Genomic DNA, 13,518 nt, shown 5'->3' with positions numbered 1-13,518 from the left:
AGAGTGAGGTTGCCATCCGACTGTTTCCGATATATCGTGAACGTGTCGCAACCGTTCGAGAAAGGAACAACCGACATGCGTAGGCAACGACACCCCTTCACTCAAGAACACCCCTTCGCCCAGGAACGTGGGCGTGCGCCCTTCGGTGGCTTCGGCGATTTCGGCCCGGGCTTCGGGCCGGGTTTCGGTCCGCGCGGCGGACGCGGCCGGGGCCACGGACCGGGCCGGCGGGGTCACGGCGGACGGCGCAGCCGCCGCGGTGACGTCCGCGCCGCGATCCTGGCGCTGCTCGCCGAGCAGCCCCGGCACGGCTACGAGATCATCCGCGAAATCGGCGAGCGCTCCGGCGGCTTCTGGCGCCCGAGCCCCGGCTCGGTCTACCCGACGCTGCAGCTGCTGGCCGACGAAGGCCTGGTCATCAGCAAGGACGAGCACGGCAAGAAGCTCTTCGAGCTGACCGACGCCGGCCGCACCGCCGCGGAGGAGCAGGACAGCACCCCGCCGTGGGAGCAGATCGCGCAGGACGTCGACCCGACCGAGGTCGGGCTGGCCAAGGCGGGTAAGAACCTGGCCGCCGCGGTCGTGCAGATCATGCGCGCGGGCACCGAGAGCCAGCAGGCCCGCGCGGCCGAAGTGCTCAACGACGCCCGGCGCTCGCTCTACGGCATCCTCGGCGAGGACGAAGACGAGTCCTCGGCTTCCGAAGAAGCAGCCGAGTGACCTGGCAGGACGAGGCCGGTGGGCTTGACCCGCGTGTGCACGCGGTAGCCCACCGGCAGCGTCAGGTCCTGCGCGCGATTCCCGTTACGCTGCAAGGACTCCGTGATCGCCTGTTCGGCGACGCGCTTGCTGAACTCGATCTTCAGCACCGCTTCGAGGTCGGCGGCGGTCGCGAAACGCCACTCGGTGGCGACCCGGCGTAGGCCGAACCCGGCGCGGGCGAAGAACCGCTCCACCGCCACCGGGTCGTAGTGCGGGAGGTCGGCGCGCATCCAGCCGCCGTAGGGCTCGCTGGTCACGTCGAGGTCGACGATCACGATCGCCCCGCCCGGCCGCAGCACCCGCTCGGCCTCCGCGAGGCCCGGCTCGCAGCCGGGTCCGAAGAAGTACGCCGTGCGCGCGTGGACGACGTCGACGCTCGCGCTGCGGACCGGCAGCCGCTGGGCCCGGCCCATCCGGACGTCCACGTTCGACAGTCCCTCCACGCGCTTCAGCGCGCTTCGCACCAACGGCTCGTGCGGCTCGACCCCGAGCACCGAACGGGCGTCACGGGCGAAGCGCGGCAAGTGGAACCCGTCTCCGCAGCCGACGTCCAGCACGTCCCGGCCGGCCCAATCGACCTCTTCGCGCAGCACGCGCCAGATCTCGCCGGCGCTGTCTTGCGCCCGGTTCTCCAGCTCGTAGTCCGCCGGGTAGTACCAGATGTTCGGACTCGGCACGACCTCCGCGCGCCGGGACGACCACCGCACCGCTGCTCCTTTCGGGCTCTCCTGCGCCGGCAGTGATTTTCCGGCGACCGAATCTTGGCGGAAACCACACGGTTCACGCCTAGAATTCGGTGGGTCTCGGGAGGAGCACCACATGACGATCGGCCCGGCCAGTCCCCCGTCCCCGGTTCCGGCCGGGCTTCCGTGCTGGATCGAGCTGGCCTGCCGCGAGCAGGCCGTAGCGGAGAGATTCTACGGTGCCCTCTTCGGCTGGGAGTACACCACTCAACGGGATCCGGCGACGTCCGACGGCCGCTACGCCATCGCGACGATGAACAACCTCCCCGTCGGCGGCCTGTACCGCGCCGCGCCGGGCGCGCCGCTGGGCTGGATGCCGCACCTGTCCGTGCCGCACACCGCGAGCGCGGCCGAGTGGGTGGAGCACCTCGGCGGGCGGCTGACGCTCGGCCCGATGCCGATCCCGCAGCGCGGCACGATCCTGCACGCCTTCGACGCCTGCGGCGCGCCAGTGGTGTTCTGGGAGGTGCCACCGGACTGGGAGTTCGTCACCGGGATCCCCAACACCTTCAGCGGCGCGGACCTCAACACGCACGACGGCGTCGCGGCGGATCACTTCTACACCAAGCTCTTCACCTACGGGAGCCACCAGATCGGCGACGGCGAGTCCCTGGACTACGTCGAATGGCTCATCGAACACGAACCCGTGCTGTACCGGTACGTCATGGGCTCGGAGTACAGCCTCGACACCCCGCCGCACTGGCTCGTCTACTTCGACATCGACCCGGCGCGCGGGGTCGACGCGGTCGCGGGCGAGTCGCTCATGCACGGCGGCACGGTCGTGATCCAGCCGTACGACACGCCGTTCGGCCGGATGTCGATCCTCGCCGACCCGGAAGGCGCGGTCTTCGCGGTGATCGACCACTCGCGCGTCTCCGAGGAATGGGGCCGCGCCGAGGTCGACGACCCCTACGACGACTGACGCTCGGCGAAGGCCAGCCCCGCCACCAGCGCGTACCCGCCCGCCACCAGCCACATCCCGGCGGCCGGCTGCAGCGCGCCGACGAGCGCGACCCCGATCGCGCCGCCGGTCTGGCGGGACGCGTTGAGCACGCCGGCGGCCAGCCCGGCCTTGCCCGGCAACGAGTTCATCGCCAGCGACGTCATCGCCGGCATGGCCAGCGAGCAGCAGCCGAAGACGACCGAGACGATGACGAACGGCACGAGTGCGCGCTCCGCGGGGAGCAGCGCGAAGCCGGTCGCGCCGGCGAGCCCGGCCACCGCGCCCGCGACCATCGGGACGCGCGGGCCGAACCGCCCGGTCAGCCGTCCGCTGAAGAACGCGTTGAGCCCGACCGCCATCGTCAGCGGCACCAGCGCGAGCCCGGCGGCCAGCGCGCCGAGCGCCCAAGCGCGTTGCAGGAACAACGCGAGGCAGAAGAGCGTGCCGTAGAGGCAGAAGTTGAACAGGCCGCCGATCCCGGTCGCCACCGCGAAGTTCCGGATCTTGAGTATTTCGAGCGGCAGCACGGGTTCGGGTACGCGCTTCTCGACCGTCACGAACACCGCGCCGGCCACCACGCCCCCGACGAGCAGCGCGAGTGTCGCCGGAGCGACCCAGCCGACGTGGCCGGCTTCGATGAACGCGGCGACGAAGGCGGCCAGCGACGCTGTGCCGAAGAGCTGCCCGGCGAAGTCGAGGTGCGTCTGGTGGCGTGGTGGTTCCGTGACCGCGCGGCGCGTCAGGACGATCGCGACGATCCCGACCGGGACGTTGACCGCGAAGACGAGCCGCCAGTCGGCGAGGCCGACCGCGAGCCCGCCGAGCACCGGCCCGGCGGCCAGCCCGACGCCGCTCATGCCGCCCCAGACGCCGAGGGCGCGAGCCCGGTCCCGCGCGTCCGGGAACTGGTGGACGATCAAGGCGAGCGACGACGGCAGCAGCGCGGCGGCCCCCGCCCCCTGGACCGCGCGGGCCGCGATCAGCCAGGTCGCGTTCCCGGCGAGCGCGCAGCCGATGGAGGCGACGACGAAGACGGCGACACCCGCTTCGAAGACGCGTCGCGAACCCCACCGGTCGCCGGCAGCACCCCAGGTGAGCAGGAACGCGGCGAGCGTGACGGTGTAGGCGTCGACGACCCACTGCAGCGCGGCGGTCGACGGCTCGCCGAACTCGGCGCCGATCGCGGGCAGCGCGAGGTTCACGATGGTCGCGTCGAGCGTGATCATCAGGAAGCCCAGGCAGACGGCGGACAGGGCCAGCTTCGCCGGAGCACGGGTTTCGGTGGTCATGACCCCGAGTCAAACCCGCGAAAGCTTCGGTGGTCCACGAAGCATCGCCTACGTCTGTTAGGCGGAACCTCGCACCGCAGGTCTACGGTGTTCCCATGGAGCTGCGGCAGCTGCGGTACTTCCTCGCCGTGGCCGAGGAGCTGCACTTCACCCGCGCCGCGGAACGGCTGCGCATCGCGAGCCCGTCGCTGTCGCAGCAGATCAAGAAGCTCGAACGCGAGCTGGGCGCGGCGCTGTTCGTCCGCGACCGGCGGCACGTCGAGCTCACCCGCGCCGGGGCCGCTCTGGTGGGCGACGCGCGGCAGATCCTGGAGCTGGCGGACGCGGCCGCCCAGCGCGTCCGCGGCACCGCGCGGACGAAGCTGCGGCTGGGGCACGTGAGCTGGCTGCCCGGCGAACTGACGGGACTGCTCGGCGACGTCGCCCGGCTCGACGAGTGGGTATTGCCGTCGCACACGCAGGTCGTCCGCGTCGCCGACGGAACCCTGGACCTGGCGCTGACCTGGGTGGACGAGCGGCGGCTCGCGGAGCTGGACCTGGCGGCGCACCTGGTGCGCGTCGAGACTCTGCCCGCGGTCCTGCCGGGTGATCACCGCTTCGCGCGCGCCGAGACGGTGCCGGCGGCCGCGGTGTCGGTGCTGGTGGATTCCGACCAGTCGTCGTGGCAGGCGTGGAACGAGTTCGCGCTCGGCTACGCGGCGGCGAGTGGCGCGCGCGTCGTCCGGATCGACGACGGCGGCGTCACGGGCCAGGCGTTCTTCGACCACGTGACGCAGCTGCGGGTCCCGGTGCTGCAGTCGCCGAAGCGGCACACGGCACCGTTCCCGCCGAGCCTGGCACGCCGCCCGATCACCACGCCGGCGCGCTGGCCGTGGTTCCTGGTGCACCGCCGCGACGACGACCGGCCGGAGGTCGCCCTGGTCGTCGAGCGGGTGCTCGGCCTGCGGGCGACGATGCGCTGGGACGCCGGGTCAGCCGAGCGGCACGAAAGCCGAGAGCAGCAGCCAGGACACGACGGCTGAGGGCAGCAGCGAGTCGAGGCGGTCCATGATGCCGCCGTGCCCGGGCAGCAGCGTGCCCATGTCCTTGACGCCGAGGTCGCGCTTGATCAGCGACTCGACGAGGTCGCCGAGGGTCGCGGTGAGCACGATCGCGACGCCGAAGATGACGCCCTGCCAGACGTGGCCGTCCAGCAGCAGGCTCAGGGTGAGCGCGCCGGCCACGACCCCGCCGACGAGCGAACCGCCGAAGCCTTCCCAGGTCTTCTTCGGGCTGATGGTCGGGGCCATCGGGTGCTTCCCGCCGAGCACACCGGCGATGTAGCCCCCGGTGTCCGACGCGACGACGCCGATCAGGAAGGTGAGCACCCGCCCGACACCGTCCGACGGCGGCACGAGCATCGCCGCGAAGGCCCCGAAGAGCGGCAGGTAGGCGGCCGCGAACGTCGACGCGCTGATGTCGCGCAGGTAGCCCTTCGCGCCGCCGGGCAGGCGCCACAGCAGGCAGGCGAGCACGGTGAGGACGAAGGCGGTGAGCGCGCCTTCGCGGCCGAAAGGCCAGGCGAGCCAGATCATCGCCTGCCCGCCGACGAGCACCGGGATCATCGCGACCTTGACGTCGGCGACCCGGCGCAGCACCCCGGCGAACTCGAAGGTGCCGACCGCGATCGCGATCGCGATGATCCCGATGAAGAGGAAGCGCACGGTGAGCAGCGAAACGATGATGGCGGCACCGAGCAGCAACCCGACCCCGATGGCCGCGGGCAGGTTCCGGCCGGCCTTGGAGGCCTTCTTGCCCTCGGCCGCCGGCGTGACCGGCACCGAGGTCGCCTCGGCGGCCCCGGCAGCCGACAACCGGCTCGCTTCGCCGGTTTCCGAGCCCGCCGGTGCGGCCGCTAGGCCTGGCTGCGAGGTCGCCGAACCGGCCGCCTCGCCGGTTTCGGCGCCCGCCGGAGCCGCCCCGGCGGTTCCCGGGAAATCCGGCGTGGCCGGGGTGCCGTCGTAGCCCGGTCCCGGCGTCCCGGGCGTGCCGGCCGGTTGTTCTCCGGTCGCGTCCACCCGGTCCTCGCGTTCCTCGCTCACCTGTGCCATCAGACCTCGAGCAGCTCGGCTTCCTTGTGCTTGACCAGCTCGTCGACCTTGTGCACGTAGGTGTCGGTCAGGTTCTGCAGTTCCTTCTCCGCGCGCGCGACGTCGTCCTCGCCGGCTTCGCCGTCCTTGGCGATGCGGTCGAGCTCGTCCTTGGCCTTGCGGCGGACGCTGCGGATCGAGACGCGGGCGTCCTCGCCCTTGCCCTTCGCGACCTTCACCATCTCCTTGCGCCGCTCCTCGGTGAGCTGCGGGATGACGATGCGGATGACCTGGCCGTCGTTGCTCGGGTTGACGCCGAGGTCCGACTCCCGGATCGCCTTCTCGATGGCGCCGAGCTGCGACTGGTCGTAAGGCTTGATGAGCGCCATCCGGGCTTCCGGCACGTTCACGCTCGCGAGCTGGTTCAGCGGGGTCGGCGAGCCGTAGTACTCGACGACGATCCGCGAGAACATCGCCGACGAAGCCCGGCCGGTGCGTACCGACTGCAGCTCGTCCTTGGCGACGGACACCGCTTTTTCCATCTTCTCCTCGGCATCGAGGAGGGTCTCGTCGATCACGGTCACTCCCGTAGTTGTGATGGGTGGCGCTTGCTGATCCCAGCAGGTCTAGGCCGGCACCCCGTCGGCGGGGGTGCTGACCAACGTGCCGATTCTTTCACCACTCACCGCGCGGGCGATGTTCCCCTCGGTGAGCAGGTTGAACACGATGATCGGCATGTTGTTGTCCATGCAGAGGCTGAACGCCGTCGCGTCGGCGACCTTGAGGTCCCGCTCCAGCACCTCGCGGTGGGTGATCTCGCGGAACATCTCGGCGGTGGGGTCGGCCTTGGGGTCCGCGGTGTAGACGCCGTCGACAGCCTTGGCCATCAGGACGGCCTCGCAGCCGAGCTCGAGCGCACGCTGCGCCGCCGCGGTGTCGGTGGAGAAGTACGGCATGCCGACCCCGGCGCCGAAGATCACGACGCGCCCCTTCTCCAGGTGCCGCTCGGCGCGGCGCGGGATGTAGGGCTCGGCGACCTGGCCCATCGTGATGGCGGTCTGCACGCGGGTGGGCAGGCCTTCCTTCTCCAGGAAGTCCTGCAGCGCCAGGCAGTTCATCACGGTGCCCAGCATCGCCATGTAGTCGGCGCGGTCGCGGTCCATGCCGCGCTGCGAGAGCTCCGCGCCGCGGAAGTAGTTGCCGCCGCCGATCACGACCGCGACCTGGACGCCGGTGCGGGCGACGTCGGCGATCTGCTGCGCGACCGAGTGGACGACATCCGGATCGACGCCGATCGAACCACCGCCGAACATTTCGCCGCCCAGCTTCAGCAGCACCCGCCGGTAGCCACCTTCGACCCGGTCACCCATCTATGTCGCCTCCTACGCCCCTCGACCGCTGCAAAACTTCTCTGGACCCGACAGTGCCCCGTCCCCGATGGACGGAGACGGGGCACTGTGGGTGTGAAACCTACGCCCTGGCCTGAGCTCAGGCCTGGCCGACCTCGAAACGCGCGAACTTGGTCAGCGTCACGCCGGCCTCGTCGAGCAGGGCCTTGACGGTCTTCTTGTTGTCCTTGACCGACGGCTGCTCGAGCAGGACGTTGTCCTTGTAGTAGGCGTTGACCTTGCCCTCGACGATCTTCGGCAGCGCCTGCTCCGGCTTGCCTTCCTCGCGAGCGGTCTGGTCGGCGATGCGGCGCTCGTTCTCGATGATCTCGGCCGGCACCTCGTCGCGGGTCAGGTACTTCGCGCGCAGCGCGGCGACCTGCATGGCAGCCCCGCGGGCGGCCTCGGCGTCGTCACCGGTGAACTCGACGAGCACCCCGACGGCCGGCGGCAGGTCGGAGCCGCGGCGGTGCAGGTAGGTCGCGGTCTGGCCCTCGAAGGCCACGACGCGGCGCAGCTCGAGCTTCTCGCCGATGCGGGCGGACAGCTCCTGGACGACCTCGTTGACGGTCTTGCCGTCGAGCTCGGCACCCTTGAGCGCCTCGACGTCGCTGGTCTTGAGGGTCTTCGCGACCTCGACGATCTTCGCGGCGAGCGCCTGGAAGTCGGCGTTCTTCGCGACGAAGTCGGTCTCGGAGTCGAGCTCGATGAGGACGCCGCCGTCGCCGGTGACCAGGCCCTCGGCGGTGGCGCGCTCGGCGCGCTTGCCGACGTCCTTGGCGCCCTTGATGCGGAGGAACTCGACGGCCTTCTCGAAGTCGCCGTCGTTCTCCTCCAGCGCCTTCTTGCAGTCCATCATGCCGGCGCCGGTCATCTCGCGCAGGCGCTTCACGTCAGCGGCGGTGTAGTTCGCCATTCTGGTAAATCCGTCCTTTGCAGGAAATCTGTGGGTTGCTACGCCGGTGCGGCCGACCCGAAGGGCCGGCCGCACGGGCGGTGGGACATCAGGAGGAGGCGGTCGCCTGCTCGGTGGCGGCCTCGGTCGCGGCAGCGGCCTCGGTCGCGTCGGCGGCGGCGGTCTCGGAGCCGGCGAGCAGCTCCTTCTCCCACTCGGCCAGCGGCTCGTCGGCGGCGACGCCCGGCTCGGGCTTGGTGTCCGCGGAGGCACCGTTGCGGCTGGAGCGCTGCATCAGACCGGCGGCCGCGGCCTCGGCGACGACCTTGGTCAGCAGCGCGGCCGACCGGATGGCGTCGTCGTTGCCCGGGATCGGGTAGTCGACCTCGTCCGGGTCGCAGTTGGTGTCCAGGATCGCGACGACCGGGATGTTCAGCTTCCGAGCCTCGCCGACGGCGATGTGCTCCTTCTTCGTGTCGACGATCCACACGATGCTCGGCACCTTGGCCATGTCGCGGATACCGCCGAGGGTCTTCTCGAGCTTGTCCTTCTCACGGGTGAGCGTGAGGATTTCGCGCTTGGTGAGACCTTCGAAGCCGCCGGTCTGCTCGCGCGACTCGAGCTCCTTCAGGCGGAGGAGACGCTTGTGCACGGTCTGGAAGTTGGTCAGCATGCCGCCGAGCCAGCGCTGGTTCACGTAGGGCATGCCCACGCGCGAGGCTTCGGCCGCGATGGCTTCCTGAGCCTGCTTCTTGGTGCCGACGAACATGATGGTGCCGCCGTGCGCGACGGTTTCCTTGATGAACTCGTACGCACGGTCGATGTAGGTCAGCGTCTGCTGCAGGTCGATGATGTAGATGCCGTTGCGCTCGGTGAAGATGTAGCGCTTCATCTTCGGGTTCCACCGACGGGTCTGGTGCCCGAAGTGCACGCCGCTGTCGAGCAGCTGCTTCATGGTGACGACGGCCATTGCCGGAATCACACCTCTTCTGTGTCGCGCGCGCCCGCTGGACGCGCTGCTCGGTTTTGTCGCTCGCGGCCGGGTGGCCGTTCGCCCTGGTGCCCGTGCCGGAGCCCGGACCCTGAGGGGTGATGAGCCCCAGGGACCGCCGGACCCCGTGCGTCTCCCGCGGTAGGAAAAATTCGAGGGAACGCGCACGTGCACGCGAAGTCAGCCCGCTCACGCGGACCGCGCAGAAGATTCTACCCCCTGCCACCAGCCCCTCCCCCACCGGCGGCCGAGTTGTCCACACCGGCTCCGGAACGGCCCGAGTTGTCCACAGATTCGCGACCGGGCCCCCACGCGGGTGTCCGGTGCCGCAGGCTGGAGCCATGGAGTTGATCAACGGTTTCAGGCGGCGTTCGACGGGTCGCGTTTGGGGCATGATTGCCCTGGTCACTGCGGTCTTTTTGGCGGGGCTGGCCGTGGTGGTCCCGGCGCCGCCCGCGTCCGGGCGGGCAGCCGGTCCGGTGTTCGCGGCGGCACCGGCCGGCCTGGGGATACCTGGCGAGTACAGACCCCCACCCGCACCACCACCCCGGACGGGTGAGCGCCCGCCGTCGGTCGGTGGCCGGCGGCTGGCCGAGCGCGTGCGAGCCGAGCTGATGGCGGTGGTCGAACCGGCGACCGCGCTCGGCTCGACTCCGGCCGTGCCCCAAGGGCGGCTCTCCTGGCCACTATCACCCGTTCCGGTGGTCACGAAGTACTTCGACGCCCCCGAAACGCCCTACGGCGCCGGGCACCGGGGCGTCGACCTGGCCGCCGTCCCCGGGCAGGAGGTACTCGCGGCCGATGCCGGTGTCGTCGTCTTCGCCGGGCTCGTCGGCGGGCGGCCCGTCATGTCCGTCGACCACGACGGGGGCCTGCGCACCACCTACGAGCCCGTCGAGCCGAAAGTCGCCGTCGGGGAGCAGGTCTACCGGGGGCAGGTGCTCGGGACCGTCCTCGCCGGGCATCCCGGCTGCGCGATCGCCGCCTGCCTGCACTGGGGCGTGCGGCGGGGCGACGAGTACGTCGATCCCCTCGCCCTCACCGGCGAGCTCGGCGAATTCCGCCTCAAGCCGTGGGGAGGTGGGCCCTGATCAGGTGCCGGTCTGCTCGACCAGCTTGGCGCGCAGCCGCATGACCGCTCGCGTGTGCAGCTGGCTGACCCGTGACTCGGTGACGCCGAGGACCTTGCCGATCTCGGCGAGGGTCAGGCTCTCGAAGTAGTAGAGGCTGACCACGATCTTGTCGCGCTCGGTCAGCTGGGCGATGGCCTGCGCGAGCTGGCGGCGGTTGTCCTGGTCGACGAGCACCGCGACCGGGTCGACGGCGTCGTCGTCGGGCAGCGTGTCGACCAGCGAGCCGCTGTCCTTGCCCGCGGCCACCAGGTCCTCCAGCGCGACGACGCTGGTGAGCTGCAGCTGGCCGTAGAAGTCGCGCAGGTCGTCGAGGCCGATGCCCAGCTCGGCGGCGAGCTCGGCGTCGGTCGGGGTGCGGTTCAGGCGGGCGCCCAGCCGCTCCATCGCGCGCTCGGCCTCCTTGGCCTTGCTGCGGACCGCGCGCGGCACCCAGTCCTGCGAACGGAGGTCGTCGAGGATCGCGCCGCGGATGCGTTGCATCGCGTACGTCTCGAAGCGCAGGCCGCGCTCGGGGTCGAACTTCTCGATCGCGTCGACGAGGCCGAAGATGCCGGACTGCACGAGGTCACCGACGTCGACGTGGGTCGGCAGGCCGGTGCCGACCCGGCCCGCGACGTACTTGACCAGCGGGGCGTAGTGCAGCACGAGCCGATCGCGCGACGCCTGGTCGGGGCTGTCGGCGAACTGCCGCCACAGCGCCGCGATCCCGGCGTCGACGTCGTAGCCGGCGCGCGATTCCGCGGGCGCGGCGGCCTCACCGCGAGTGGTCACTCCGGTGGCTTCGGTCACGTGCGGTCCTGCGGTCATTGCACAGTCGTTCTCGGCATGCGGCTCAGTGTCGTCTCCGTGCTCGTGCGGATGCGCGTGCGCCGCCGGGCCCGCTGGTGACGACCCCGGCGAGACTCCCCGGGCTGCCTCAGGCCCTGGGGTGCGCTCGGTCATGGATCGCTTTCAACCGGTCGACGGTCACATGAGTGTAGAGCTGCGTCGTGGCAAGCGTAGCGTGACCGAGCAGTTCCTGAACGCTCCTGAGATCCGCACCCCCCTCGAGCAGATGCGTCGCCGCCGAATGCCGCAGGCCGTGAGGCCCCATGTCGAGCGCTCCGGGCACCGCCGAGACGGCGTCGTGCACCACCCGCCGCACCGCGCGCGGGTCGACGCGTTTCCCCCGGACACCGAGGAAAAGCGCGGGCTCGACGCCGTCACCGGCGGTTTCCGCGACGATCTTCGGCCGTCCCTCGGTGATCCAGTCGTCGAGCGCTTGCGCTGCCGGGACGCCGAACGGCACCACGCGTTCCTTGCCGCCCTTGCCGAGCACCGTCACGACACGACGGGAGAAGTCGGCTCCACCGAGGTCCAACCCGCACAACTCGGACACGCGGATGCCGGTGGCGTAGAGCAGCTCGACGATCGCGCGATCACGCAGTGCGACGGGATCGCGTTCGGCCGCGCCGGCCGCCGACGCCTGCATGACCTCCCCCGCCTGGCCGGCGCGCAGCACCCCCGGCAGGGTGCGGTGCGCCCGCGGCGCGGCGAGCCGGCCGCCGGGGTCGGTCGCGAGGACGCCGGTCCGGTGCGCCCAGGCGGTGAATGTCCGCGCCGAGGCGGCCCGCCGCGCGAGCGTCGTCCGGCTCGCCCCACCGGTCTGCTGGGCGGCGAGCCACGCCCGCAGCCGCGCCAGATCCAGGTCGGCGAGCCCGCCACCGCCGTCGACGACGAACCCGAGCAGCGACACCGCATCACCGACGTACGCCCGGACGGTGTGCGCGGACAGGCCGCGTTCCAGCCCGAGGTGCCGTTCGTACCCGGTGACGACGGCCCGGACCGGCTCGGGCAGCGCGGCCCGGAGCGCACGCAGGTCCGGCCGGCGGCCCCGGCCGGAGTGTGATGGCGGCGGCATGGATGTCACGCTGCGCGAACATCCGCCTCCGGTCAAGGATCGCCACGCGGGCACACCGGACCGGCCGAACGGCTTCGACGATTTCGCCCGGATTTCGTGGCGTTCACGCGCTTTCCCTCCGTCGTCGCCAGCCCGCGTCGCCGCGGACGGCGAATCCGTCGATCTCCAACGCCGGCAGCAAGGCACGCACTTTCCGCAGCGGCAGCCCGGATTCGACGGCGATTTCGGAGTCCGACCGGTCGGTGCGTGCGGCAAGCGCCTCGTAGGCCCGCAACGCCTCGGGGCCGAGCCGGTCGGTCGGACGCCTCGGCCGCGCGGCCGGGTCCTCGGCGATGCCGAAGCGGCCGACGGTCTCGAGGATCTCGTCGACGGTCGAGACGAGTGTCGCGCGGGAGTCGCGGATCAGGTCGTGGCAGCCGACGGACATCCCCGAAGCGATGGGTCCCGGCACGGCCATGACCACCTTGCCGAGGGCCCCGGCGGTGCTCGCGGTGTTGCGCGCGCCGCTGCGTTTGCCGGCTTCGACGACCAAGGTGCCTTCGGTGAGGGCCGCGATCAGCCGGTTGCGGACCAGGAACCGGTGCCGGGCGGGCGGTGTGCCGGGCGGGTACTCGCTGACGACCGCGCCGCCGTCGCGGACGATCCGGTTGAGCAGGCCGACGTGGCCGGCCGGATAGCCCGCATCGACGGCGCAGCCGAGCACGGCGACGGTGACGCCCGAGGCGGCGAGCGCACCGCGGTGGGCGGCGCCGTCGATGCCATAAGCCGCGCCCGAGAACACCGGAACGCCCCGGGCGGCCAAGCCGTAGGACAGCTCGGCGGCGTGGTGCTCGCCGTACTCGGTCGCCGCCCGAGCACCGACCACGGCGACAGCGCGGTCGGCGGCGGTGCCGAGGGCGACATCGCCGGTGACCCACAACGCGAGCGGAGGCACGGCTTCGGACACGCCACGCCGGGCCGCTTGTTCGAGGGCGAGCAGCGGCCAGGCGGGCCACTCATCGTCTTCGGGGACGACGAGCCGAGCCCCGGCCGCGGCGGCCCGCGCGAAGTCCTGGCCGACGAGGTCGAATCCGCGGCGTGCTTCGGTCGCTTTGAGCACCTCGGGCGGACAGTCCCCTCGACGCACCCGGGCGGCCGCGTCGACCGGGCCGCGCTCGGCAACGAAGGCGACCAGCGCGGCGGCTGGAGGCTCCGCGACGCGCAGTAGGTAGGCGCGGGCTTGCCGCAGCTCGTCGACGCTCATGCCGCCACCCGCTCACGAATAGCCTGAAGCGAGCCGATCGAGTGTGCCGGCGGGTCGGCCGCCGATGCGCACGGCCGCCGCAACCCATCGGGGTTCACTGCACCGCCCGGTCGCGACGTCAAGGACGAGCCGACCGGACCTGGCCCCGCGATGGTCGTGGAC

Annotated in this window: 14 protein-coding genes; 4 read left to right on the top strand and 10 right to left on the bottom strand. The window is 71.4% G+C overall.

The genetic code is table 11. The features are described 5' to 3' along the window. Positions 1-75 precede the first annotated feature (75 nt). Complete coding sequence (locus ACERZO_RS37565) at positions 76-720, top strand: PadR family transcriptional regulator (protein WP_372670643.1); 645 nt, start codon at positions 76-78, stop codon at positions 718-720. Here ACERZO_RS37565 and ACERZO_RS37560 read toward each other — a convergent pair. Beyond that, positions 660-1,469 (bottom strand): class I SAM-dependent methyltransferase, encoded by an 810-nt coding sequence (locus tag ACERZO_RS37560; RefSeq protein WP_372670642.1) that lies wholly within the window; start codon positions 1,467-1,469, stop codon positions 660-662. The two genes, ACERZO_RS37565 and ACERZO_RS37560, sit on opposite strands and share 61 nt — an antisense overlap. Positions 1,470-1,581: 112 nt before the next feature. Between ACERZO_RS37560 and ACERZO_RS37555 the strand changes: the two genes are divergently transcribed. After that, positions 1,582-2,427, top strand: coding sequence for a VOC family protein (locus ACERZO_RS37555; protein WP_372670641.1), 846 nt, complete (start codon positions 1,582-1,584; stop codon positions 2,425-2,427). Here the strand turns inward: ACERZO_RS37555 and ACERZO_RS37550 are convergent. Further along, a complete protein-coding gene (locus ACERZO_RS37550) occupies positions 2,415-3,737 on the bottom strand; it encodes an MFS transporter (protein WP_372670640.1) in 1,323 nt (440 codons plus the stop codon). The genes ACERZO_RS37555 and ACERZO_RS37550 overlap by 13 nt on opposite strands. A gap of 95 nt (positions 3,738-3,832) precedes the next feature. Here ACERZO_RS37550 and ACERZO_RS37545 point away from each other — a divergent pair, with 95 nt between their 5' ends. Then, complete coding sequence (locus ACERZO_RS37545) at positions 3,833-4,759, top strand: LysR family transcriptional regulator (RefSeq protein ID WP_372670639.1); 927 nt, start codon at positions 3,833-3,835, stop codon at positions 4,757-4,759. On the opposite strand, the gene ACERZO_RS37540 is transcribed toward ACERZO_RS37545, so the two are convergent. The 5 genes from ACERZO_RS37540 to rpsB form a co-directional block, all read right to left on the bottom strand. After that, on the bottom strand, positions 4,709-5,827 hold the full coding sequence (locus ACERZO_RS37540) for a phosphatidate cytidylyltransferase (RefSeq protein ID WP_372670638.1): 1,119 nt from the start codon (positions 5,825-5,827) through the stop codon (positions 4,709-4,711). The two genes, ACERZO_RS37545 and ACERZO_RS37540, sit on opposite strands and share 51 nt — an antisense overlap. Beyond that, complete coding sequence (gene frr, locus ACERZO_RS37535) at positions 5,827-6,384, bottom strand: ribosome recycling factor (RefSeq protein WP_003065592.1); 558 nt, start codon at positions 6,382-6,384, stop codon at positions 5,827-5,829. Before frr ends, ACERZO_RS37540 begins: the two co-directional genes overlap by 1 nt. Before the next feature lie 48 nt (positions 6,385-6,432). Next, entirely contained in the window at positions 6,433-7,176 is a 744-nt protein-coding gene (gene pyrH / locus ACERZO_RS37530) for a UMP kinase (protein WP_003065595.1), read from the bottom strand. 118 nt (positions 7,177-7,294) lie between these two features. Beyond that, a complete protein-coding gene (tsf, locus tag ACERZO_RS37525) occupies positions 7,295-8,110 on the bottom strand; it encodes a translation elongation factor Ts (RefSeq protein WP_372670637.1) in 816 nt (271 codons plus the stop codon). Positions 8,111-8,198: 88 nt separating this feature from the next. After that, positions 8,199-9,059 carry a 30S ribosomal protein S2 gene (gene rpsB / locus ACERZO_RS37520; protein WP_372670636.1) on the bottom strand — a complete coding sequence of 287 codons (861 nt, stop codon included), beginning with the start codon at positions 9,057-9,059 and terminating at the stop codon, positions 8,199-8,201. A gap of 635 nt (positions 9,060-9,694) precedes the next feature. Between rpsB and ACERZO_RS37515 the strand changes: the two genes are divergently transcribed. Further along, positions 9,695-10,171 (top strand): M23 family metallopeptidase, encoded by a 477-nt coding sequence (locus ACERZO_RS37515; protein ID WP_372670906.1) that lies wholly within the window; start codon positions 9,695-9,697, stop codon positions 10,169-10,171. On the opposite strand, the gene ACERZO_RS37510 is transcribed toward ACERZO_RS37515, so the two are convergent. The 3 genes from ACERZO_RS37510 to dprA form a co-directional block, all read right to left on the bottom strand. After that, positions 10,172-11,020 carry a FliA/WhiG family RNA polymerase sigma factor gene (locus tag ACERZO_RS37510; RefSeq protein WP_372670635.1) on the bottom strand — a complete coding sequence of 283 codons (849 nt, stop codon included), beginning with the start codon at positions 11,018-11,020 and terminating at the stop codon, positions 10,172-10,174. A gap of 109 nt (positions 11,021-11,129) precedes the next feature. Further along, entirely contained in the window at positions 11,130-12,113 is a 984-nt protein-coding gene (locus ACERZO_RS37505; protein WP_372670634.1) for a tyrosine recombinase XerC, read from the bottom strand. A 103-nt stretch (positions 12,114-12,216) separates the two neighbouring features. Further along, on the bottom strand, positions 12,217-13,356 hold the full coding sequence (gene dprA, locus ACERZO_RS37500; RefSeq protein WP_372670633.1) for a DNA-processing protein DprA: 1,140 nt from the start codon (positions 13,354-13,356) through the stop codon (positions 12,217-12,219). Positions 13,357-13,518: the final 162 nt, after the last annotated feature.

It is taken from the genome of Amycolatopsis kentuckyensis (assembly GCF_041679295.1).
In the GTDB taxonomy this organism is placed as follows: domain Bacteria; phylum Actinomycetota; class Actinomycetes; order Mycobacteriales; family Pseudonocardiaceae; genus Amycolatopsis; species Amycolatopsis kentuckyensis_A.
The sequence above is the reverse complement of the archived record's forward strand: the minus strand, read 5'-3'. Positions and strand labels throughout refer to the sequence as shown.